At 70.3% G+C, this 21,197-nt stretch carries 22 protein-coding genes, 1 pseudogene and 1 riboswitch; of the genes and pseudogenes, 10 read left to right on the top strand and 13 right to left on the bottom strand.

Translation table 11 applies throughout. The features are described from left to right. Positions 1–5: 5 nt before the first annotated feature. A pseudogene (locus tag AOK03_RS02935) lies at positions 6–1,841 on the bottom strand (ABC transporter ATP-binding protein); the annotation flags it as partial. Then, positions 1,838–3,673 carry an ABC transporter ATP-binding protein gene (locus tag AOK03_RS02930; protein WP_079074432.1) on the bottom strand — a complete coding sequence of 612 codons (1,836 nt, stop codon included), beginning with the start codon at positions 3,671–3,673 and terminating at the stop codon, positions 1,838–1,840. The gene AOK03_RS02930 and the pseudogene AOK03_RS02935, both read right to left, overlap by 4 nt. Before the next feature lie 827 nt (positions 3,674–4,500). Here AOK03_RS02930 and AOK03_RS42380 point away from each other — a divergent pair. Both AOK03_RS42380 and AOK03_RS02920 read left to right on the top strand, forming a co-directional pair. After that, positions 4,501–4,773 carry a hypothetical protein gene (locus tag AOK03_RS42380; RefSeq protein WP_157868841.1) on the top strand — a complete coding sequence of 91 codons (273 nt, stop codon included), beginning with the start codon at positions 4,501–4,503 and terminating at the stop codon, positions 4,771–4,773. Continuing rightward, the gene (locus AOK03_RS02920) at positions 4,766–5,974 is read left to right on the top strand and encodes an MAB_1171c family putative transporter (RefSeq protein ID WP_055563529.1); all 1,209 of its coding nucleotides are present in this window, start codon (positions 4,766–4,768) and stop codon (positions 5,972–5,974) included. The genes AOK03_RS42380 and AOK03_RS02920 overlap by 8 nt, the downstream gene beginning before the upstream one ends. Positions 5,975–6,149: 175 nt before the next feature. Here the strand turns inward: AOK03_RS02920 and AOK03_RS02915 are convergent, their stop codons facing one another. From AOK03_RS02915 to AOK03_RS02875, 9 genes are all read right to left on the bottom strand, one after another. After that, on the bottom strand, positions 6,150–6,410 hold the full coding sequence (locus AOK03_RS02915) for a histidine kinase dimerization/phospho-acceptor domain-containing protein (protein WP_055563528.1): 261 nt from the start codon (positions 6,408–6,410) through the stop codon (positions 6,150–6,152). Between the two features lie 74 nt (positions 6,411–6,484). Beyond that, complete coding sequence (locus tag AOK03_RS02910; protein ID WP_055563554.1) at positions 6,485–7,279, bottom strand: urease accessory protein UreD; 795 nt, start codon at positions 7,277–7,279, stop codon at positions 6,485–6,487. A 74-nt stretch (positions 7,280–7,353) separates the two neighbouring features. Continuing rightward, on the bottom strand, positions 7,354–8,037 hold the full coding sequence (ureG, locus tag AOK03_RS02905; RefSeq protein WP_055563527.1) for an urease accessory protein UreG: 684 nt from the start codon (positions 8,035–8,037) through the stop codon (positions 7,354–7,356). A gap of 83 nt (positions 8,038–8,120) precedes the next feature. Then, positions 8,121–8,795: an urease accessory protein UreF gene (locus AOK03_RS02900; protein ID WP_055563526.1), complete on the bottom strand. Its 675-nt coding sequence runs from the start codon at positions 8,793–8,795 to the stop codon at positions 8,121–8,123. Between the two features lie 28 nt (positions 8,796–8,823). After that, positions 8,824–10,545 carry an urease subunit alpha gene (locus tag AOK03_RS02895; RefSeq protein ID WP_055563525.1) on the bottom strand — a complete coding sequence of 574 codons (1,722 nt, stop codon included), beginning with the start codon at positions 10,543–10,545 and terminating at the stop codon, positions 8,824–8,826. After that, positions 10,538–10,849 (bottom strand): urease subunit beta, encoded by a 312-nt coding sequence (locus AOK03_RS02890; RefSeq protein WP_055563553.1) that lies wholly within the window; start codon positions 10,847–10,849, stop codon positions 10,538–10,540. Before AOK03_RS02890 ends, AOK03_RS02895 begins: the two co-directional genes overlap by 8 nt. Before the next feature lie 49 nt (positions 10,850–10,898). Beyond that, positions 10,899–11,201, bottom strand: coding sequence for an urease subunit gamma (locus AOK03_RS02885; protein WP_055563552.1), 303 nt, complete (start codon positions 11,199–11,201; stop codon positions 10,899–10,901). Positions 11,202–11,521: 320 nt separating this feature from the next. Continuing rightward, positions 11,522–11,800, bottom strand: coding sequence for a type II toxin-antitoxin system Phd/YefM family antitoxin (locus tag AOK03_RS02880; RefSeq protein WP_055563524.1), 279 nt, complete (start codon positions 11,798–11,800; stop codon positions 11,522–11,524). A gap of 158 nt (positions 11,801–11,958) precedes the next feature. Next, positions 11,959–12,366 (bottom strand): hypothetical protein, encoded by a 408-nt coding sequence (locus AOK03_RS02875; protein ID WP_055563523.1) that lies wholly within the window; start codon positions 12,364–12,366, stop codon positions 11,959–11,961. A gap of 385 nt (positions 12,367–12,751) precedes the next feature. On the opposite strand from AOK03_RS02875, the gene AOK03_RS02870 reads away from it, so the two are divergent. The 3 genes from AOK03_RS02870 (at position 12,752) to AOK03_RS02860 (ending at position 14,715) form a co-directional block, all read left to right on the top strand. After that, a complete protein-coding gene (locus AOK03_RS02870) occupies positions 12,752–13,387 on the top strand; it encodes an ATP-dependent Clp protease proteolytic subunit (protein WP_055563522.1) in 636 nt (211 codons plus the stop codon). Between the two features lie 7 nt (positions 13,388–13,394). Then, positions 13,395–13,703: a hypothetical protein gene (locus AOK03_RS02865; RefSeq protein ID WP_055563521.1), complete on the top strand. Its 309-nt coding sequence runs from the start codon at positions 13,395–13,397 to the stop codon at positions 13,701–13,703. A gap of 358 nt (positions 13,704–14,061) precedes the next feature. Then, positions 14,062–14,238: riboswitch (cyclic di-AMP (ydaO/yuaA leader) on the top strand. A 3-nt stretch (positions 14,239–14,241) separates the two neighbouring features. Then, a complete protein-coding gene (locus AOK03_RS02860) occupies positions 14,242–14,715 on the top strand; it encodes a C40 family peptidase (RefSeq protein ID WP_055563520.1) in 474 nt (157 codons plus the stop codon). 45 nt (positions 14,716–14,760) lie between these two features. Here AOK03_RS02860 and AOK03_RS02855 read toward each other — a convergent pair whose 3' ends face one another. Next, positions 14,761–15,213 (bottom strand): ATP-binding protein, encoded by a 453-nt coding sequence (locus tag AOK03_RS02855; protein ID WP_055563519.1) that lies wholly within the window; start codon positions 15,211–15,213, stop codon positions 14,761–14,763. A gap of 272 nt (positions 15,214–15,485) precedes the next feature. On the opposite strand from AOK03_RS02855, the gene AOK03_RS02850 reads away from it, so the two are divergent. Together AOK03_RS02850 and AOK03_RS02845 are read left to right on the top strand one after the other, a co-directional pair. Continuing rightward, the gene (locus AOK03_RS02850) at positions 15,486–16,349 is read left to right on the top strand and encodes a helix-turn-helix domain-containing protein (protein WP_055563518.1); all 864 of its coding nucleotides are present in this window, start codon (positions 15,486–15,488) and stop codon (positions 16,347–16,349) included. Between the two features lie 9 nt (positions 16,350–16,358). Further along, positions 16,359–16,583, top strand: coding sequence for a DUF397 domain-containing protein (locus tag AOK03_RS02845; protein ID WP_055563517.1), 225 nt, complete (start codon positions 16,359–16,361; stop codon positions 16,581–16,583). A gap of 32 nt (positions 16,584–16,615) precedes the next feature. Here the strand turns inward: AOK03_RS02845 and AOK03_RS02840 are convergent, their stop codons facing one another. Continuing rightward, positions 16,616–17,809 (bottom strand): 8-amino-7-oxononanoate synthase, encoded by a 1,194-nt coding sequence (locus AOK03_RS02840; RefSeq protein WP_079074431.1) that lies wholly within the window; start codon positions 17,807–17,809, stop codon positions 16,616–16,618. A gap of 120 nt (positions 17,810–17,929) precedes the next feature. On the opposite strand from AOK03_RS02840, the gene bioB reads away from it, so the two are divergent. From bioB to bioD, 3 genes are read left to right on the top strand one after another with little or no spacing between them, the layout of a single operon-like run. Beyond that, the gene (gene bioB / locus AOK03_RS02835; protein WP_055563515.1) at positions 17,930–19,135 is read left to right on the top strand and encodes a biotin synthase BioB; all 1,206 of its coding nucleotides are present in this window, start codon (positions 17,930–17,932) and stop codon (positions 19,133–19,135) included. Continuing rightward, the gene (locus tag AOK03_RS02830; protein ID WP_055563514.1) at positions 19,128–20,444 is read left to right on the top strand and encodes an adenosylmethionine--8-amino-7-oxononanoate transaminase; all 1,317 of its coding nucleotides are present in this window, start codon (positions 19,128–19,130) and stop codon (positions 20,442–20,444) included. The genes bioB and AOK03_RS02830 overlap by 8 nt, the downstream gene beginning before the upstream one ends. A gap of 1 nt (position 20,445) precedes the next feature. Beyond that, positions 20,446–21,189 (top strand): dethiobiotin synthase, encoded by a 744-nt coding sequence (gene bioD, locus AOK03_RS02825; RefSeq protein WP_055563513.1) that lies wholly within the window; start codon positions 20,446–20,448, stop codon positions 21,187–21,189. Positions 21,190–21,197: the final 8 nt, after the last annotated feature.

Here is a 21,197-nt window from a genome sequence, read left to right as displayed (position 1 = left end):
GGTGACCACGCGCGCCGGATCTTCTCGAACCGGGGCGGCTGCGCCAGGAGTTCGGCGACCGTACTGTCCGTCACGAGCCTCCCGCCGTCGATGACCACTACGCGGTCCGCGATCTCGACGGTAGCGGGGCGATGGGCGATGAGGAGCGCTGTACGGCCGTGCAGCACGGTGCGCATGGCGTGCTGCACGGCCCGCTCGCCGGGAATGTCCAGGGCGGATGTCGCCTCGTCGAGGATCACGACGGCAGGGTCGGTGAGCAGTGCTCTGGCCAGGGAGACGAGCTGTCGCTGCCCGGCGGACAGCCTGCCGCCGCGGCTGCGGACATCAGTGGCGTAGCCATCTGGCAGTGCGGCGATGAAGTCGTGCGCTCCGATGGCCCTCGCCGCGCCTTCGATGGCGTTCGCGTCAGCCTCGGGCCTGCCGACGGCGATGTTCTCGGCCACCGAGCCGGAGAAGAGGAAGGCGTCCTGCGGCACCATCGTCACAGTGCGGCGCAAGTCGTCAGCGGACAGATCCCGCAGATCCACACCGTCGACGAGGACCCGGCCGGTCGCGGGATCGTAGAACCGGGCCAGCAGTTTGGCCAGCGTGGACTTGCCCGCACCGGTCCGCCCGACCACGGCGACAGTCTGCCCCGCGGGGACGTGGAGGTCGAGACGGGTCAGTGCGTCACCTCCTGTCCGGTAGGCGAAGCTCACCCCCTCGAAGGTCACCACGCGGCCTCGGCCTCGGTCCGAACGGGTCGGCTGAGGCAGGGGCAGGGGCCGGGGCGCTTCGGGGACCGTCGACCCTTGGGCGAGCAGGGCGGCGATCTTCTCCAGAGAGGCGACCGCCGACTGATAGGCCTCGGCCACGCCGCCGAGCTTGAGCGGGTTGTCGTACAGCTGCCGCAGATAGAGGACCGCCGCGGCGAAGACGCCGAGGTCGAGTCCGCCGGACGCAACCCGGTGAGCGCCCCACAACACCAACGCGGTGACCGCGATGTTGGCCACCAGCCGCGACAGCGTGACGTAACGGGCCATCTCCAGCCCCGCGTCACCATTGACCCGCTGGTGTCGGCCGTTGAGTGCGGTGAAGGTTGCGGAGTTGTACCGCTCACGGCGGTACAACTGCACCGTACGGATGCCATCCAGAGTCTCGGCCAGTTTGGTGACGACGCGCGCCATCGCGTTCGACTGCTCGCGATACACCGCCGAAGCGCGGCGCCTGTAGGAGCGCATGGTCAAGGAGAGTGGCCCGACGACAAGCACCGCGGCCAGGCCGAGGCGCCAGTCGAGCCACATCAGGACGACTGTGATGTAGGCAGTGGACATCGCGGCGCCGACGATCTTTTCGAGCCCTTCGTCGAGCAGTTCTCGCAGCGCCTCGACCTCATTGGTTGCCCGGGAGACGAGCAGACCGGAGGGGACCCGTTCGTGAAAGTGCAGGCTCAGTTCCTGGGTGTGTGCGAACAGGCGTACGCGCAGATCCAGCAACACGTCCTGGCTGATCCGGGCGGCCACGGTGACGTAGGCGTACTGCAGCAAGCCGGCGGCCACCGCACAGAGGAGGTAGCCGACGACAGCCCGGACGAAGGGGCCGGGCTCGTCCGTTCGCAGAGCGGGAACCGCCCGGTCGATGGTGTAGGCCACCAGCAGCGGGCCCGCAAGCGCCGCCCCACGCTGCAGCAGAAGGAGGAGTCCGGACAGCCAGACCAGAGCACGTCGCGGACGGACGAGGGACGCCAGCAGCGACCGTGCCGCGTGCTCGGGTGCCGGAAGCTCGTCCTGGCCGAGCTCGGCTCCGTCGATGGGATTGGAGTGAACGGTTCCGTTCGGTCGGGTGAGAGGCGACTTACTCATCGGAACTCTCCTGTTCCGCCGGAGTGGAGCAGGTTCCCGGCAGAGCCCAGGGCGGTCATGAGTAATGCGTACTCCTCATTGCCATGCAGGAGTTCGTCGTGGTTGCCGACGGCAGCAATGCGGCCACCGGACAGCAGGGCCACCCGGTCGGCGAGTAGCACGGTCGACGGTCGGTGGGCGATGACCAAAGCTGTCGTCGTGGCCAGGACGCTGCGGAGCGCTGCCTCGATGAGCGACTCGGTATGGATGTCCAAGGCCGACAACGGGTCGTCGAGGATCAACAGTCGGGGTTCGCCGACGACCGCGCGGGCGAGCGCGAGCCGCTGCCGCTGCCCGCCCGAGAGGTTCATGCCGTGCTCCCCAAGAGGGGTGTGCACTCCGTGCGGCAGTTCCTGGACGAAGTCGTGTGCCTGGACGATGTGCAGAGCCCTTGCGAGGTCGTGCTCGTCGGCGTGGTCGGCGCCCAGCAGGACGTTCTCGGCGACCGATGCGGAGAACAGAGTGGGTTCGTCCAGGGCAACGGAGACCTGACCCCGCAGCTCCGCCCGCGGCAGCGTGGTGACGTCCTGACCGTCGAGGAGGACCCGGCCGCCGGTCGGTTCGTGCAAGCGGGGTACGAGCGCGGCCAGCGTGGTCTTGCCGCTGCCGGTGGCACCCACTAGGGCCACAGTCTCGCCAGGAGCGAGCCGCAGGTCGACGCCCCTGAGGACGGCCGGTTCGCCCGCCGGAGCATCCGGGTAGCGGAACTCGACATGATCGAAGGTGAGCGCGGCAGGCGGTGCACCGGCAGGCGTGCGCCGCATGGGTGACCCGGCTACCGCGTCTGCGGGGGCGGGCTCGTCCAGCACGTCGAAGAACCGGTCGGCTGCCGTCGCCGCCTCACCGCTCATGGCGAGCAGGAGCCCGGTGGACGTCACCGCCGGTCGCATCTCCAGCGCGATGGCGAGAAAGGCGAGAAGGGTCCCGGCCGACAGGTCTCCGTCCGCGATCTGCACCGCGCCTACTGCGACTGCCGCTCCGAGCGCCGCCTCCGGCAGGGCCACCAGCAGCGCGGAGAGGGCGGCCAGCACACGGGCCTTGCGCAGTTCCGTGCCGCGCAGGCGGTGGGCGCGCAGGCGGAAGGCCCGCGTCAGATGGCGATGGTGGCCGAAGCTCTTGATGACACGGACGCCCAGCACCGAGTCCACCACAAGGGTCGTCAGATCACTGCCTTGGTCCCGTGCCCGGCGCGACGCGAGCGCGTAGCGCGACTCCAGGAAGTACCCGAGGGCCACCAGGGGCAGCACCGGAATGAGGAACACCAGAGCCAAAAACCAGTTCTGCACCAGGAGAAGCGTGCAACCCACCAGCAGGGTCGCCACGTTGACCGGCAGGAAGGTCAAGGGCAAGGACAGAAACGTATGGAGAGAACGCAAATCCGTGGTGCCCCGTGCGAGCAGCTGCCCCGAAGGCCAACGGTCGTGGAAGGAAAGGGGCAGTCGCTGCACATGACTGTAAAGAGCGTCACGCATGGACGCCTCCACCGCTGCCAGCGGACGCGCGGCCAGCAGCCGCCGCGTTCCGAAAATCGCGGCTTCAGCGACACCGAGAAGCAACAGGATTCCGCCACCGAGCCACACCCCGGCCGTATGTCCTTCCCTGACCGGCCCGTCCACCATCCATTTCAAGACCAATGGCATGATGAGAGCGATGCATGAGGCGATGACCGCGAGGAGCGATGCGGCGAACACACGGTTTCTTACCGGTCTCACATAGGGCCACAGGCAGAGCAGTGAACGTGCCGCAGAAGGCCGTTGAGAAGGAACATTCCGTCGCATCGTTGATTCAGGCATCGAAAAGGAAGCCTAGTGGGAGATCATCACGCGGTCACCGCGACGGCACGGCCAGCCCGGCCTCTCGCGCGAGCAGATATCCCCTCGGGCCTCAGCGGAGGGGCAAAATCCAGCCATGTCGCGTAGGCCGCTCACCTCGGCAGGGAGAGGCACGAAGACGGCTCACGCGTTTGACTCCCGGACCAAGGTGACGCAGGTGACGTCCGGGCGGAACGCAGGAGCTGGATACTTCGGCGTCAACCCGATCCGCCCAAGGAGGGGAGGTATGCATCCCGGTCCGACGAGATCAGGCTGTCCGAGATCATACTTGTTCACTTTGGCTGAGATCGGTACCCATTTACGTATGCACTGATCGCTAGTAACCAGGCCGTCATGCTGGGCAGCGAGTGGGGCTTTTATCCGATACGGGGGAACAACCTGCGGGGCAGCGATTCGCTTTGGGTGGACAGATCGCAGCCATACCTGAGGTGACGGGCTGCCTCTCTCTGATCGCAAGGCGGGCAGCGGGGGCTGAACAGTGCTTTACCGGCTATGTGACCGCCCATCGACAGTGTCGGAGGAAGGGCGGTTAACAAGCCATGTCGCGCAGGTACCTCAGGCTGCGTCGGTACTGTCAGTCGGAGGTCGACAAGATCGATTTTCCGCGTCCATTCTCGGTCGATGCGCTGTGCCGGAGTATCGCCGACCGACGCGGCAGAGAACTCCACCTCCACCCTCTGCCACGGCAGGCCTCATTGTCCGGAACCTGCGGAGTATGGATCGCGACCACGACGGATGACCACATCTTCTACGAGAGCATGACGTCGCGCGTACACCAGGAGCACATCGTGCTCCACGAGATCGGCCACTTGCTTTTCAACCATCATGCGGTGGGCGCGAAAGACACCCACATGTTCGGAGACCTGCTGCCTGATCTGGATGCCAGCCTGGTGACCGGCCTTCTCGGACGCACCGACTACACCACGCGCCAGGAGAGGGAAGCGGAGATGCTCGCGAGCCTCATCAGGACGAGCGCGGACGACGCGGCCCAGAACCGACCGCGCAGCGTCGCGGGCAAGTTGGCTGCGTCTCTGGGGATAGAGGCATCGGCAGATGAATGAGCTGAGCGACTTCGGCCGATCGCTCACTTATCCCAGCATCGTGACCCTATGGTTCGCCATTCTCGTACGACTGCCCGGCGCCATTCGCTCGCCGCGACAGCGTGGCCTTTGGCTGGCCGTGGCGACCGCGGCCACCGCCATGACACTGAATTCCCCGGTCGGAGTCCGCCTGACGACTGCCGCCTGCGGGCCGGACCTGCACATTTCGCTGGCGAGGAACATGTTCGGGGTACTGTCCGCCGGCGCCGTGCTCTACTTCGTCGTCTCCACCACCGGCAGCCGACGCCTCCGGCGGACCCTGTGTGTCGCGGTGGCCGTCACCATGACCGTGCTGCCCGTACTCGACGCGACGTCCGCCTCCCATGGTGAGCACGGAATTCCGCCCGCCTTCGGCGATCCGATCTTCTCCCTCCCGTACTGGCTGATCCTGATGACGACCCACCTCGCCGCCAACGTCGCTTGTGTGTACGTCTGTTGGCGGTATGGAGCGCGTGCGCACACCCGCTCGCTCCGAGTGAGTCTGCACTTGTTCGGACTCGGCACAGCACTCGTCGGGGTGTACTGGCTGGCCCTTCTCCTGCGCCTCGCCTCTGGCACCCGTTGGCCAATGTCCGTCATGCCCCTGGTGATGAATCTGCACGGTTTCCTCAGAGCGGCGGCCATCCTTGTGTCCTCCGTTCTCGTGGTCGGGCGGACGCTCGCCGACGCCGTCACCACCTGGCGTCTGTGGCCCCTGTGGCACGACCTGGTGGACGCTGCACCGCACGTCGCCCTGGCCAAGAACCGGTCCAGACTCCTCGACGTCCTCTGGCCTTCCGTCCCGCACCGCCTGCTGCTGTACCGCAAGATGATCGAGACCTGCGATGCCATCCTCGTCCTTAGCGACTACGTGGCCGCCGAAATGTTGAATCGTGCGCGCCGCCAGGTGGCCGCGTCGCGCATCCCGGCCGCCAAATCCGACGCGGCGGTACTCGCATACGTGATGAGAGAAGCTCGCAGAGCCAAACTGGCGGGCCTGCCCCGTCGGCAGCCGACCGACGGCGTCGTCAGATTCGACAACGTGGACCTCGAGGGTGAGAAGGCGTTCCTCCTGGAGACGGCGCGAGCCTACGCGTCGGCTCCAGTCCCCCGCGCCTTCAAGCGGGGCCCTTTGAGTGTTCGCTGTCGGACGCGTCGAACTGGCGCCAAGGGTTACTACTAGTAGGCCGGATGGCGGCGCCGCCGTGTCCGTGCCGTGGTCCTGGCGGGCGTCATCCGGGCCCGATGCCGCGACCCGTTGGACGCTGAGTGCCAGCGGTGCCGCCGATCACAAACGTGCAGCGCGGGCGGCCGACCGCCCCGCTGGCACGGCGCTAAGTCAACGCTGTCGTACGACTCTACTCGCGGCCGTCTTCTGGAGCAGTCCGTAGGCCAGCACGGGCAGCAGTGAGGGCGTTCACTCGCGCGTCGTCCAGGACGGTGCCGGAGATGGTGCGCATGGACCGGGCGACCTCGGCGATCACCTCCACGGCGGCCCGGGTGTCGGCGTCCGTGCGGGGGCGGGATCGCCACCAGTCGAGTTCCATGACGATCCGGGTGAGCGGTGTGCGCAGTTCGTGGGAGAGCTCGCCCGTCAGCTGCTGTTCGTGGCGCAGCACGGTGCGGATGCGGTCCAGGAGCGCGGAGCCGAATCGCGCCGAACGGGCCCCATTACCGCCCCGCGTGGATCGGCTCAGCTCAGCCGTCGCACCGCCTCGTCCAGCACCCGGCGCACCAGGAGCGCGTCCGGCGCGACAGCGGTGACCAGGACACCGGGGCCTGCGAGCGGAGTGAGTGCGGCCCACTCCCCCAGGAGCTCGGGCTGCGGCGGGGACTGCTCGAACTCCGGGCGTACGACGACGAGTTGCCCGACCGCGCGATGACCGGACAGGACCGCGGGGCCGTCCCAGCCGCCGGGTGCGCCGGGGCCGCAGGCCAGCTCCTGGTCCAGCAGGAGCCGATCCGCGCGGCGGACGGCGAGGCGGCTGGTGAGGCGGCCCGGCTCCTCGCCCGTACGGCCGAGCACCTGCTCCTCGCGCAGCACCAGACGGGCCCCGGCCGCCACCTCCGCGCGGGTGGTGACGCGCAGGTCGCTGCCGCGCACGGAGATCAACTGCTCGGGCAGCCAGCGCAGTTCGGCGCCGTCGGCGACCGTGAGGCGCACGTCGTAGTGCGCCGCCGTCTCGGTCTGGCCCGGCAGGGCGATGGTGGCTGCCGCCGAGTCGATGTGGAGTGCCGCCCCCTCGTGGGCGGCGGCCTTAACGGTGAGGTGGTCGCCGCCCAGGGGGCCGCTCATCGCGCCGACGAGCGTGACGCGCGCCGTGGGGCCGGTGGAGCGGGTGCGGCGCAGCGCGAGCGGGCCCTCTCCGTCGAGTACCGGCAGGGCGACTCCGCCGCGGCCGTCGGCGCGCGCCTCGACGCGGGCGGTGGCGCGGATGCCCGCGCCACCGGTTCGTACGCCGCCGGTTCGCGTGGCGGCGGCACGCATGTCGCCGGTGCGTGCGTCGCCGGGATGCGCGTCGCCCTCCGCGTCCGTGGCCACCCGCGAGGCGAGGTCCACCGTCATTCCGACGCGGTCCACGTCGCGTACTGCTCACGGACCCATGCGGCGACCGGACCGACGCCCTCGGCGGACCGCAACGACTGGAAGGCGACCGGGAGTTCGGCGCGCTGCGCCTTCGCGTCGGCGGCCATCCGGGCGAGGTCGGAGCCGACGTGCGGGGCGAGGTCGGTCTTGTTCACGACGAGCAGGTCCGCCGTGGAGACACCGGGGCCGCCCTTGCGCGGGATGTCGTCGCCGCCCGCGACGTCGATGACGAAGATCTGCGCGTCGACGAGGCCCTTGGAGAAGGTCGCCGTGAGGTTGTCGCCACCGGACTCGACGAGGATCAGGTCGAGCGGGCCCACCTCGTCCTCCAGGTCCTCCACGGCCTCCAGGTTGGCGGAGATGTCGTCGCGGATCGCGGTGTGCGGGCAGGCCCCGGTCTCCACCGCGGTGATGCGCTCGGGCGGCAGGACCGCCTCGCGCAGCAGGAACTCGGCGTCCTCGCGGGTGTAGATGTCGTTGGTGACGACGGCGAGGGACAGCTCGTCGCGCAGGTCGCGGCAGAGCGCGGCGACGGTCGCGGTCTTGCCGGAACCGACCGGTCCGCCGAGCCCGATGCGCAGGGCGCGGCGGCTTCCGTCGGGGCGGTGGGCGTCGGCGGATACGGCGGCGGGGCCGTCGTGGGAGTGGTCGAGGTGCATGCTTCTGCTCCTTCAGGTGGTGCCGGTGTTGCCAGTCGTACGGGAGGGGATGGGGGGAGGCGTGTCGCCGCCGGGACTCGCCGCTAGGACGCGAAGAGCCGCACGGGCCAGGCCGCATGCGCCTCCGCGCTGATCTCCAGGAGCGGCGCGGAGGCCGCGGGCAGCGCGTCGACGCCCTCGTCGACGACGCGTCTCGCGGCCTCGGCCGCCCGGAGCGCCACGTCGTCGACATCCGGCGCGAGCCGGGCCAGGACTGCCGTGGCGTCGAAGGGGTCGAGGCTGAGCAGCCGCACGGTGGCGGTCGCCGGGCCGCTGATCCCTTCGTACGCCGAGCAGTACGCGGCGTCCTCGGGGCCGAGTCCCGCGGCGCGGGCGGCGAGGCCGAGGACGACGGGCTGGTGCGCCCCCTTGGGGAACTGCCGGGCCAGCGCGTCGAGTTCGGGGTGCGGCCAGGTGGCGCGGGCGGCCCGGGTCATCTGTCGGCCGAGGCGCCGCGCGGCGTGGCGCAGGGCGGCCGACGGCGTGCGGGCGTCCGCCGCCGCGTCCAGAGTGCCCGGGGCGACGCCCAGGGCGGCGGCCGCCGCCAGTGCGGCCGCCACCAGACCGGAGGTGTGCAGCCGCCCCCGACAGAAGGACTCCAGACTTGCCGCGCCGGTGATGCGGCCCGCCTTGACGGCCGCCTCGGCCCCGCCGGAGTGGGCGTGCCCGCCGGCGGGGAAGCGGCCGTCGGCCAGGACGAGGAGTGCTGCTCGTGACATGGGATCGTCGCCAGGCTGTTCGGGGCCGTCAGAAGAGGAAGTACCGCTGCGCGAGCGGCAGTTCGGCGGCCGGTGACGGTTCGACGAGTTCGCCGTCGATGGTGACGGCGAAGCTGTCGGCGGCGACCTCGACCCGGGGCAGCGCGTCGTTCTCGCGCATGTCGGCCTTGCTGCGGCCGCGGGTGGAGCGGATCGCGGCGAACGGCTTGTCCAGGCCAAGGCGCTCCGGCAGGCCGTCGTCCAGCGCCGACTGCGTCACGAAGTTGACCGAGTTCAGGACCGGGGCCCTGCCGTGCGCCCCGTACATGCGTCGGGGCAGGACGGGCTGCGGGGTCGGGATGGAGGCGTTGGCGTCGCCCATCTGCGCGTAGGCGATCTGGCCGCCCTTCAGGACGAGCTGCGGCTTGACGCCGAAGAACGCCGGTTCCCACAGCACCAGGTCGGCGAGCTTGCCGGACTCGACCGAGCCGACCTCGTGGTCGATGCCCTGGGCGACGGCCGCGTTGATCGTGTACTTGGCGACATAGCGACGTGCCCGGTGGTTGTCGGCGCGGGTGTCCCCCGGCAGGAAGCCGCGGCGCTTCTTCATCACGTGCGCGGTCTGCCACGTACGCATGATCACCTCCCCGATGCGCCCCATGGCCTGGGAGTCCGAGGACATGATCGAGATGGCGCCGAGGTCGTGCAGGATGTCCTCCGCCCCGATCGTGGTGGGCCGGATGCGGGACTCGGCGAAGGCGAGGTCCTCGGGGACCGCCGGGTTGAGGTGGTGGCAGACCATCAGCATGTCGAGGTGTTCCTCGACGGTGTTGACGGTGTGCGGCCGGGTGGGGTTGGTGGAGCTCGGCAGCATGTTGGGCAGCGAGACCGCCGTGATCATGTCGGGGGCGTGCCCGCCGCCCGCGCCCTCGACGTGGAAGGCGTGCAGGGTGCGGCCCGCGACGGCGTCGAAGGTGGCGTCGATGAAGCCGGCCTCGTTCAGCGTGTCGGTGTGGACGGCGAGTTGGGCGCCGGTCTCCTCGCAGACGTTCAGGCAGGCGTCGATGGTGGCGGGCGTCGCGCCCCAGTCCTCGTGGATCTTGAAGCTGACGGCGCCGGCGCGGAGCTGGGCGTGCATCGACTCGGCGTTGACGGTGTTGCCCTTGCCGAGGAAGCCGATGTTGACCGGGCTGGACTCCAGCGCGGCGAACATCCGGGACAGGTGCCAGGCGCCGGGGGTGATGGTCGTCGCCTTGCTGCCCTCGGCGGGTCCCGTGCCGCCGCCGAAGAGCGTGGTGACACCGGAGGCCAGCGCCTCGTCGACGATGGTCGGCGAGATGAAGTGGATGTGGGTGTCGATGCCGCCCGCGGTGAGGATCTTGCCGTTGCCCGCGATGACTTCGGTCTCGGGGCCGATGACGAGGTCGGGGTGGACACCGTCCATGGTGTCCGGGTTACCGGACTTGCCTATGCCGGTGATGCGGCCGTCGCGGATGCCTATGTCGGCCTTGACGATGCCCCAGTGGTCGATGACCACGGCGCCGGTGATGACGGTGTCGGGGGCTCCGTCGGCGCGGGTGGTGCGGGACTGGCCCATCGACTCGCGGATGACCTTGCCGCCGCCGAACACCGACTCGTCGCCGGAGCGTCCGGGGCCGCCCGAGCGGTCCTCCTCGATCTCGATCAAGAGGTCGGTGTCGGCGAGCCGGATCCGGTCGCCGGTCGTGGGGCCGAACAGATCGGCGTACGCGGCACGGGACAGCTCAGGCATCGAGGGCACCTCCGGTCTCGCCGCGCAGACCGGGCACGATGCGCTTGCCGGTCAGCGGGACGAGTTCGACGTCGACGGGGATTCCGGGCTCGAAGCGCACGGCGGTTCCGGCGGCGATGTTGAGCCGCTTTCCGTGCGCGGCGCCGCGGTCGAAGTCCAGACCCGGGTTGGCCTCGGCGAAGTGGTAGTGGGAGCCGACCTGGACGGGCCGGTCGGCGGCGTTGAGGACGGTGAGGCCGGTGACCTCGCGGTTCTCGTTGAAGGGGACGGGCTCGTCCGCGAAGAGGATCTCTCCGGGGATCAGGCCTCGTCCCGTGCCGTGCGGTGCGGCATGCATGCGGCGCGAACTCCCGTCAGACGATCGGCTCGTGGACGGTGACGAGCTTGGTGCCGTCCGGGAAGGTTGCCTCGACCTGGACGTCGTGGATCATCTCCGCGATGCCTTCCATGACGTCGTCACGGGTAAGGATCCGCCGCCCCGAGGACATCAGCTCGGCGACGGTACGGCCGTCGCGGGCGCCCTCGAGGATGTGGGACGTGATGAGGGCGATCGCCTCGGGGTGGTTGAGCAGCAGTCCCCGCGCCCTTCGCTTCTCGGCCACGTCGGCAGCCACATGAATGAGCAGTCTCTCCTGCTCGTGCGGGGTCAGTTGCACGCGTCCCACCTCACAGTCCTCGCTCCGAACCATGCGGGGTCCGGCTGCCGCGGCCACCGCGACGGATATAGATGTAACACACAGCGAATGCGCACGATCTTGCGCACCCCGGATAGAGAAACCGCTGGTGGCGTGGCACGGGAGGGTAGTTGGGAGGAGTTTCAACGAGGTTAACCAGTCATTGACCGTCGCATGACCGTCTACTGGTCTACGCCATACCTTTCGATGCCCTGGGCAACTTTCGGTATCCTTGGGGCGGCGCAGGACACAGGCGGATTCCGTGCGTGACTACGCGGTCACGTGGGCGGCGACGTAGGTGGTCACGTGGCGTGGGGACCGCGGTGCTCGGCCGCGATGCCGAACCGCTGCCGCTCCGAAGACGCGGGCGTCGCGGACCCGATGGAGGTGACCGTGCTGACCGTCCGCTCCTCCGAGGCGTCCGCGAGTGCTTCGAGGCGCTCCAGGTCGGCTGCGGACACGAGCGCCACGAGCGGTTTGCCGTGCCGGGTGACGACGACCCGCTCGCCTCCGTAGACGACGCGGTTGATCAGCTCGGCGAGCTCTGCACGGGCTTGCGTCACCGGAATCTCGTAGGCCATGAACCCAGCTTAAACGCCCCGCCTCGCCCCGATCCGGTGACCGGGGACGCACTGAACAGCGAACTCCGCAGGAGCGCGCGGGGGCCGGGCCTTCAGCGCGCGCCGGCAAGTCCACCCTGATGGGTTCGGCGAACCGGCGCGATGGCCGGGACGAGGGCTCAGCGCACCGTCCAGATCCGGCCGAGCGGCGCGAGGTCCAGGGTGCGGGCCACCGAGCGGGAGGCGTGGTTGTCGGCCGTGGTGCTGTAGAAGAGCACCCCCTTGCCGTGGCGCGCACGGCGGGACCAGGCGGCCGCCGGGGTGTGACAGATCGACACGGGTGAGCCGTCGCGCACGGCCATCGCCCACTCCCCCGCGGCGCCGGAGACCGGCTCCGCCCACTCGCCGGGCCGCCAGTTGTCCGGGCGGGCCAACTCCCGCGCCGCGGAACGCCCTTCCGCGTCCGAGAGCAGCAGGGGGAGCGGCGACGGAAAGTCCGCGCCGAGCCGTTCGGGGAAGGTGAAGCAGGGGCCGCCCCGGAGCGAGGCCGGGTCACCGGCGGCCGCGCAGGCGGCGGCGATCCGCACCAGGACATCGGGAGCCCCCCGGCGCGTACACCTGCTCCGCGTCACCGAGATCACCGAATCCGTCGACGTCACACAGCGCACCGGGCCCACCGGGCTCCGCCGCGCCCAGCGCCAGCACGCGCACCTCCGGCGACCACGCCACGACCGCCCTCACCGACGGGTCGGTCACCCTCGGCAACCCGTCGCCCCGGTCCGAGGCCGTGGATGACGTCCACTTCGAGGGCCAGCAACTCTTCTTCGCCGCTGATCCGCCCCATGCCTAGGAGACGGTACGCGGCACCCCGGGCGGCAAGACATCCCGGCTCCCCCTCCTCACGTAACGTACGTCCTGTACATTTTTTACAGAGACCGGACCGCCCAGCGACCGGAGGAAGAGAGGCGTGCCATGAATCGTCCGTCTGCCCGCTACGTCCTGCCCGAGTTCACCGAACGCACCAGCTCGGGGGCCCGGACCATGGATCCGTACTCCAAGCTCCTCGAGGAGCGGATCGTGTTTCTCGGCACCCCCATCGACGCCACTTCGGCGAACGACGTGATGGCGCAGTTCATGCACCTCGAATACCAGGCGCCGGACCGCGACATCGCGCTGTACATCAACTCCCCCGGGGGCTCGTTCAGCGCGATGACCACGATCTACGACACGATGCAGTTCGTCAGCTGTGACGTGGAGACGACCTGCCTGGGCCAGGCCGCATCGACCGCCGCCGTCCTGCTCGCCGCCGGCACGCCCGGCAAGCGGTTCGCGCTGCCCGGGGCGCGGGTCCTGATCCACCAGCCCGCCATCGCCGAACCGATCCGGGGCCAGGCCTCGGACCTGGCGATCCACGCCGAGGAACTCCTGCGCTCGCGGAGCCTGCTGGAGGAGCTGCTCTCCCGCCACACCGGACAGAGCCGGGAGCGAATCACCGCGGACATCGAGCGGGACAAGATCCTCGACGCCCCGGCCGCCCAGGAGTACGGGCTCGTGGACCGGATCATTCCGAGCCGCAAGACCTCGCTCGCCGCCCGCGACCCGAGGTGACCCGCCGATGCTGCCGCCCGAACTGCCGCCCCTGCCCGCGCTGACCCGCGCCGAGGCGGAGCTGATCGACCGCTATCTCGAGGTCGTCGACTTGATCGGCCGGATCAATCCAGCCCGCGCCGAGCACACCTACGGCGGACTCCGTGCCGCCCAGGCCCTTGTCGGCCGGGCGAGCGCCCTGCGGGACGCCCTGGCCACCATGCACCGGCGCGGCGAGAGCGAGGTGCACGCCGAGACCCTCGCCCAGGCGCTGCGCGTCCTCGACGGCGAGCGGCGGGCCGGACGGGTCACCGTGCCGCCCCCGCACAGCTGCTGAAACCCCGTCGGCCCACCCCGCACCGGACACCACGACGTCCGGGAGCACTTCGAAACGGACCAGTCGGGCTACCTCGGACGGCGTAGGAAGACGTCGTCGTCCACACCGACGAAAGTTGCGTCGAGCGAGTACAGCACCGGCGGAATTACGCATTCCGGTGCTGGTCGAACCGTCGTCGGACCACACGGCGACGAGACGATTTCGGCAGTGTCCACCTGAACAGGTCAGTCGTGAGGAGCCTCACAAAACGCCGTTTCGGCTCGGTTTTTTGACCCATGTCGGGTCAAGATCCCTTCCGACGACAAGCCCCCGCCACAGCGGCGGGGCGGTCCGGGCGGACGCCGAGTCCTGCCGCCACCCGGATGACCGGTCGACATCTGTGCAACGGCAGGAGTGGAGGACCCAGGTACGACGGGCCCGTCCGGACAGTCCGGACGACGCCCTTGGGGTGAAGCCGCAGAGCACGACGCGGCCGGGCATCTTCGCCTGCCCGAACCCGACAGGTCATCTTTCACAGGCGGCTGACGAAGGGTTGCGCATGACCGCGCTGAATCATGTTCCGTCGCTGCTCAGCAGGACCGGTGCCGCATCGGTCCTCACGCTCGCCGTCGTAGGCGGCACCGTCCTGGCCCCCGGGCTCGCGTCGGAGGCCGAGGCGGCCACTCACGGGACGAAGGCGCTCAAGATCGCGGCGTCCAAGAAGGGTTCCCCGTACCGCTACGGGTCGGCAGGGCCCCACCGGTTCGACTGCTCGGGGCTGACGCTCTACTCGTTCAAGAAGACGGGCAAGAAGCTGCCGCGCACCGCCGCCGCGCAGTACAACAAGACCAAGCACATCTCCAAGTCCCAGCGGACCCGCGGCGACCTGGTGTTCTTCCACTCCGGTCGGAACGTGTACCACGTCGGGATCTACGCGGGTAACAACCGCATCTGGCACGCCCCCAAGACGGGGACCGTGGTCCGCCTGGAGAAGATCTGGTCGAACAGCGTCTGGTACGGCAGGGTCCGCTGACCCACCGCGACCGGTCCGGCGGGCGCCGTTCACGGCGCCCGCCGGTCAGTGTGCGGCGTCGCGGTCCTTGCGTTGGACCGGGGCGCGCCACGGCAGGGCGATCCACACCGTCTTGCCCCCCTCGTCGGTGGGACTGACCGACAGCCTGCCGCCGCACTCCGCGGTCAGCCAGCGGATGATCACCATGCCCCGGCCGTTGTCCTGCTGGACGGCTGCGGGAAGGCGCTTGGGATAGCGCGGGTGACTGTCGGTGACGCCGATCCTCAGATGCTCGTCGCGTTCGAGCTCGACGTCGACCGTGAAGGTGGGCGACTGCCCCAAGGTGTGCTGCACGGCGTTGGTGGCGAGCTCGGAGATGATGAGTCTGATCGTGTCGGCCACCTCGGCGTCACCGGGCAGGCCCCATTCCGCGAGCACGCGCGAGACGTATTTCCGAGCGGCGGGGACCGAGGCAGGATCGCTCGGCAGGGTGACGGAGGCTTCCTGGTGGTCTGCCATGGCGGCGCTGTCCCTTTCCCACCGGGACCGGTCTCCGACCCGCGGCGGATGACTCGAGGACAGTCCCGGACTGGTGCTTCGCGCCAGCCTGCCACTCCTTGGCCGGTCACGGGTGGCGATCCACCGAGATGTGCATATATCTGTCGCTCGAAGCGGTGAACTCTGCTACGGCAGACCGTATTTGGGCGAGAGACCGGTACTTCCTCTAATCTCGCCTACTGCCCTGCCCCGCCGCCGGGATGTCCGACGGCTCCGTCCGGAAGGAGACGGGCATGCAGTACGGCCCCGCGGTGCGCCGTCGTCAGCTCGGTGCCGAACTGCGAGCGCTGCGCTTACACGCCGGCCTCACCAGCAGCGAGGCCGCCGCCAGGGCGGGCTGGCACCAGTCCAAGGTGAGCCGGATCGAGACAGGGCGCAGCGGTGTGAAGGCCGCCGACGTGCGGCTGCTCCTCGGTGTGTACCAGGTCGAGGACCCGCAGCTCAGCGAATTGCTCATAGCGTTCACGGGCGCCGACGACCCGGGGGCCGGACGCCACCACTGGTGGAAGGCGTACCGCGATCTGCTGCCCGCCACCTACCGCGACTTCATCAGCCTGGAGTCACAGGCGAGTTGGGTGCGCACGCTCGAAACCACCGTGGTTCCGGGTCTGTTGCAGACGCCCGACTACGCGCGTGCGGTCACCCGGGCCGCGCTCGGCGGGCTGCCGGAGAAGCAGGTCGACGCGCTGGTGGAGGTCAGGCTCGCCCGCCAGGACGTGCTGCGTGCGGATCCGCCGCTGCGCCTGAGCGTGGTCATGGACGAGGCGGTGCTGCGGCGGCCGGTGGGCGGCGCGAAGGTCCTCGCCGAGCAGCTGGACCGGTTGCGCCAGGCGTCCCTCCTGCCCCACGTCCAGCTGCAGGTACTCCCGTTCGCCGCCGGGGAGCACATAGGTCTGATCGGTTCTTTCGTTATTTTTTCGTTTCCGGACATTGCTGATCTGGATGTGGTTGTTCTCGACCATTTGACGAGTAGCCTCTACATCGAACGGAAAGAAGACCTCCAGGCGTACTCGGAGGCCTTCACCTCCCTTCAGGTACAAGCGCTCTCACCCGAGGACTCAACGGAATTCATCGCCGGGCTATGCGACGGCGCGTAAGGAGGCACCATGACCGCAATGCCTCGGTACGTACCTTCCAGCACGAGACTTCAAGGTGCGCGGTGGCAGCGCAGCAGCTACAGCAACGGAATGAACAACTGCGTCGAGACCGCCACACTCGACTCGGGTCCGCTGACCGGCCTGTGCGCCGTGCGTGACTCCAAGAACACCGCAGGGCCCGCCCTGCTCATCTCCCCCGGCCCCTGGGAGTCGTTCCTCAACAGCCTCCGGTAAGCGGTTCCCGGCCCCGGTCGGGGCCCGGCACGCTACCGGTGTGCACTGCGGCTGATCACCCGTACGGCACCGGCGATCTGCGCGTCGGTGAGATCCGCGCGGGCGGTCAGCCGCAGCCTTGAGATGCCGTCCGGCACCGACGGCGGCCTGAAGCAGCCCACGGCCAGGCCCGCGGCCCGGCAGTCGGCCACCCACCGGACGGCCCGCTCCGGCGACGGCGCGCGCACGGAGACCACGGCCGCGTCGGGACGCACCGCCGCAAACCCCTCGGCCGTGAGCTGCCGGTGCAGCTCGGCGGCGACCTCGCGGGCCCGCGCCGCACGTTCGGGCTCGCGGCGCAGCAGGCGCAGGGCCGCGAGCGCGGCGCCGGCCGCGGCCGGCGCGAGACCCGTGTCGAAGATGAAGGTGCGGGCCGCGTTCACCAGGTGCTCGATGACCCTGGCGGGGCCGAGCACGGCGCCGCCCTGGCTGCCGAGGGACTTGGAGAGGGTGAGGGTGGCGACGGTGTCGTCCGCTCCCGCGAGCCCGACGGCGTGCGGCGCGCCCCGGCCGCCCTCGCCAAGCACCCCGAGTCCGTGCGCGTCGTCGACGATCAGCCCGGCACCGAACTCCCGGCAGACGGAGGCCAGTTCGCCGAGCGGCGCCATGTCCCCGTCCACCGAGAACACCGAGTCGGACACCATCACGGCAGGCCCGTCGTGGGCGTCCAGCGTCTTGCGCACCGCCTCCGGGTCGGCGTGCGGCACCACCTGGGTCGTGCCGCGCGCGAGACGGCACCCGTCGATCAGCGAGGCGTGGTTGCCCGCGTCGGAGACGACGAGCGAACCGTGCGGGGCGAGAGCGGTGACGGCGGCCAGGTTCGCCGCGTAACCGGAGGAGAAGACGAGGGCCGCCTCGAAGCCGCAGAACTCGGCGAGCTCACGCTCCAGTTCGGCGTGCAGCTCCGTGGAGCCGGTGACGAGCCGCGAACCGGTGGCTCCGCCGCCCCAGCGCCGTGCCGCGGCCGCCGCGCCCTCGGTGACCTCCGGGTGCCGGGTCAGCCCGAGGTAGTCGTTGCCCGCCAGATCGAGGAGGCCGTCCGGGTCCGCGGAGCGCGGGCGCAAGGTGCGGACGAGTCCGGCGTCCGCGCGCAGCCGTGCCTGTTCGTCGAGCCAGCCGAAGGCCGCGCTCGACGCGGTGCCCGACACGGTGGACGCGCCCGTCAGGGGGTGCCTGTTTGTAGACATTGCACAGACCTTAGCCGCCGGACCACCTGGCCAGGGTGTGGCAATACCCACACCTCAAACCGTTTCTGTTGTGCGAACTCTCCTTGGCCGGGGAGGCTGCCGTGCGTAAGGATCAGCGCCATGGACCTGCTGAACACGCTGGTGGAAAAGGGGCTTCGGCGCGAGCTGCCGACCCGTGAAGAGGCGCTGGCCGTACTGGCCACCTCCGACGACGATCTCCTGGACGTAGTGGCCGCCGCCGGGAAGGTGCGGCGGCACTGGTTCGGGCGACGGGTGAAACTCAACTATCTGGTCAACCTCAAGTCGGGCCTGTGCCCCGAGGACTGCTCGTACTGTTCGCAGCGCCTCGGCTCCAAGGCCGAGATCCTCAAGTACACCTGGCTGAAGCCCGACGAGGCCTCGCAGGCCGCGGCGGCCGGGGTCGCGGGCGGCGCCAAGCGGGTGTGCCTGGTCGCCAGCGGCCGCGGCCCGACGGACCGGGACGTCGACCGGGTGGCGCAGACGATCGCGGCGGTGAAGGAGCAGAACGAGGGCGTCGAGGTGTGCGCCTGCCTCGGTCTCCTCTCGGACGGACAGGCGGAGCGCCTGCGGGGCGCGGGCGCGGACGCTTACAACCACAACCTCAACACGTCGGAAGCGACGTACGCGGACATCACCAAGACGCACACGTACGCCGACCGCGTCGACACCGTCCAGAAGGCGCACGCGGCGGGCCTCTCCGCCTGTTCGGGGTTGATCGCCGGTATGGGCGAGCGCGACGAGGACCTCGTCGACGTCGTCTTCTCGCTGCGCGAACTCGACCCGGACTCGGTGCCGGTGAACTTCCTGATCCCCTTCGAGGGCACCCCGCTGGCCAAGGAGTGGAACCTCACGCCGCAGCGCTGCCTGCGCATCCTCGCGATGGCCCGCTTCGTCTGCCCCGACATCGAGGTGCGCATCGCCGGCGGCCGCGAGGTGCATCTGCGTTCCATGCAGCCGCTCGCCCTGAACATCGCCAACTCGATCTTCCTCGGCGACTATCTGACCAGTGAGGGCCAGGCGGGCAAGGACGACCTGGCGATGATCGCGGACGCCGGGTTCGAGGTCGAGGGCACGGACCAGGTGACGCTGCCGGAGCACCGCGTCGACGCGGCCGCGGCCGCCGACGCGGCGGGCTGCGGCTCGCACGGGGGTGGCGGCTGCGGTCCCTGCGGGTCGGCCGAGCCCGCCGCCGAGGCCGTGGACGGGGCCGAGGCCGGGACCGGGGCGGATTCCAACGAGGCGCGTACGGACCTGGTGGCGGTACGCCGTCGGGGCGCGGGAACGGATCTGGCGCCCAATGCCTGACCAGTCCCCCCAGTCTCCCCTGTCCCCCCTGTCCACGGAGCAGCTGCTCGCACTCGACCGGCAGCACGTCTGGCACCCCTACGGGCCGATGCCCGGCCGCCAGGAACCCCTGGTCGTCGAGTCGGCGAGCGGCGTCCGGATGCGTCTGGCGGGCGGCGGGGGCGAGCTGATCGACGGCATGTCGTCCTGGTGGTCGGCGATCCACGGCTACAACCACCCGGTCCTGAACGAGGCGGTGCGCGGCCAGCTGGACCGCATGAGCCACGTGATGTTCGGCGGGCTCACGCACGAGCCGGCCGTCTCGCTCGCCAAGCGCCTCGTCGACATGACGCCGGACGGTCTGGAGCACGTCTTCCTCTCCGACTCGGGTTCGGTCGCGGTCGAGGTCGCGGTCAAGATGTGTCTGCAGCACTGGCGCTCGCTCGGCCGCCCCGAGAAGCAGCGGATGCTGACCTGGCGCGGCGGCTACCACGGCGACACCTGGCAGCCGATGGCCGTGTGCGACCCCAAGGGGGGCATGCACGAGCTGTGGCAGGGCGTGCTGCCGCGACAGGTGTTCGCGGACGCGCCGCCCAGCGGATTCGACGCGTACGAGGAGTCGTACGCCGATCACCTACATGAGCTGATCGGCCGACACGCCCACGAACTGGCCGCGGTGATCGTCGAGCCGGTGGTGCAGGGCGCGGGCGGGATGCGCTTCCACTCCCCCGGCTATCTGCGCGCGCTGCGGGAGGCGTGCGACGCCCATGACGTGCTGCTGGTGTTCGACGAGATCGCGACGGGCTTCGGCCGCACGGGGGCGCTCTTCGCGGCGGATCACGCGGCTGTCACACCCGATGTGATGTGCGTGGGCAAGGCCCTGACCGGCGGTTATCTGTCGATGGCGGCGACGTTGTGCACCTCCCGCATCGCCGACGGCATCTCGCGGGGCGAGGTGCCGGTCCTGGCACACGGCCCGACGTTCATGGGGAACCCGCTGGCCGCCGCGGTGGCCGGTGCCTCGATCGACCTGCTGCTCGGGCAGGACTGGCAGACCGAGGTCAAGCGGATCGAGACGGGTCTGCGGGGCGGTCTGGCGGAGGCGGCCGCCCTCCCTTCGGTCCGGGAGGTCCGTGTCCTCGGGGCCATCGGCGTCGTACAGCTCGACCACCCGGTGGACATGGCCGCGGCGACCCGGGCGGCGGTGCGCGAGGGCGTGTGGGTGCGGCCGTTCCGCGACCTGATCTACACGATGCCGCCGTTCATCACGGGCGACGACGACGTGGCACGGATCGCGCGCGCGGTGTGCGCGGCGGCGAAGGAGGGCTGACGTGACGGTGATCGTGGTGTCCGGTACGGGCACGGAGATCGGCAAGACGGTGACGACGGCCGCGGTGGCCGCCGTCGCCCGCGCGGCCGGGCGCAGCGTCGCGGTGCTCAAACCGGCACAGACCGGCGTCGGCCCCGGCGAGCCCGGCGACGCCCAGGAGGTGCTGCGGCTCGCGGGGGACGGCATCACCACGCGTGAACTCGCCCGCTACCCGGAGCCGTTGGCGCCCGACGTGGCGGCGCGGCGGTCGGGTCGCGCCCAGGTCCACCCGAGCGACGTGGCCGACGCGGCGGCGAAGCTCGCGACCGAGCACGATCTGGTGCTCGTCGAGGGGGCGGGCGGCCTGCTCGTACGCCTGGACGACGAGGGCGGCACCCTCGCGGACGCCGCCCGGCTCCTCGGCGCGCCGGTGCTGATGGTGGTGTCGGCGGGCCTCGGCTCGCTCAACACGACGGGCCTGACCGCGGAGGCGCTGCGGGCGCGCGGGGTGCGCCAACTGGGTCCGCTGATCGGCAGCTGGCCGTCCCGGCCCGACCTGGCGTCCCGCTGCAACCTCGCGGACCTGCCGAAGGACGCGGGCACACCGCTGCTCGGTGCCGTTCCCGAGGGGGCCGGGGCACTCGACGGGGCCGCCTTCCGTGCCGCGGCCGGTGGTTGGCTCGGGCCGGAGCTGGGCGGCACGTGGGACGCGGTGTCCTTCGCCGAGCGGGAGGCGCCCGGGGCGCCCGGGGCATCGGCGCACTGACGCGGTGA

It is taken from the genome of Streptomyces atriruber (assembly GCF_001418325.1).
Lineage (GTDB): Bacteria > Actinomycetota > Actinomycetes > Streptomycetales > Streptomycetaceae > Streptomyces > Streptomyces atriruber.
The sequence above is the reverse complement of the archived record's forward strand: the minus strand, read 5'-3'. Positions and strand labels throughout refer to the sequence as shown.

Coding starts and splice junctions, on each gene's coding strand:
- AOK03_RS02855 (WP_055563519.1), bottom strand. CDS start 15,213: ATGGCAGACCACCAGGAAGCCTCCGTCACCCTGCCGAGCGATCCTGCC.
- AOK03_RS02920 (WP_055563529.1), top strand. CDS start 4,766: ATGAATGAGCTGAGCGACTTCGGCCGATCGCTCACTTATCCCAGCATC.
- ureG (WP_055563527.1), bottom strand. CDS start 8,037: ATGCACCTCGACCACTCCCACGACGGCCCCGCCGCCGTATCCGCCGAC.
- AOK03_RS02850 (WP_055563518.1), top strand. CDS start 15,486: ATGCAGTACGGCCCCGCGGTGCGCCGTCGTCAGCTCGGTGCCGAACTG.
- AOK03_RS02865 (WP_055563521.1), top strand. CDS start 13,395: ATGCTGCCGCCCGAACTGCCGCCCCTGCCCGCGCTGACCCGCGCCGAG.
- AOK03_RS02870 (WP_055563522.1), top strand. CDS start 12,752: ATGAATCGTCCGTCTGCCCGCTACGTCCTGCCCGAGTTCACCGAACGC.
- AOK03_RS02860 (WP_055563520.1), top strand. CDS start 14,242: ATGACCGCGCTGAATCATGTTCCGTCGCTGCTCAGCAGGACCGGTGCC.
- AOK03_RS02830 (WP_055563514.1), top strand. CDS start 19,128: ATGCCTGACCAGTCCCCCCAGTCTCCCCTGTCCCCCCTGTCCACGGAG.
- AOK03_RS02895 (WP_055563525.1), bottom strand. CDS start 10,545: ATGCCTGAGCTGTCCCGTGCCGCGTACGCCGATCTGTTCGGCCCCACG.
- AOK03_RS02910 (WP_055563554.1), bottom strand. CDS start 7,279: ATGCGTGCCGCCGCCACGCGAACCGGCGGCGTACGAACCGGTGGCGCG.
- AOK03_RS02845 (WP_055563517.1), top strand. CDS start 16,359: ATGACCGCAATGCCTCGGTACGTACCTTCCAGCACGAGACTTCAAGGT.
- AOK03_RS02900 (WP_055563526.1), bottom strand. CDS start 8,795: ATGTCACGAGCAGCACTCCTCGTCCTGGCCGACGGCCGCTTCCCCGCC.
- AOK03_RS02880 (WP_055563524.1), bottom strand. CDS start 11,800: ATGGCCTACGAGATTCCGGTGACGCAAGCCCGTGCAGAGCTCGCCGAG.
- bioB (WP_055563515.1), top strand. CDS start 17,930: ATGGACCTGCTGAACACGCTGGTGGAAAAGGGGCTTCGGCGCGAGCTG.
- AOK03_RS02930 (WP_079074432.1), bottom strand. CDS start 3,673: ATGCCTGAATCAACGATGCGACGGAATGTTCCTTCTCAACGGCCTTCT.
- AOK03_RS02840 (WP_079074431.1), bottom strand. CDS start 17,809: ATGTCTACAAACAGGCACCCCCTGACGGGCGCGTCCACCGTGTCGGGC.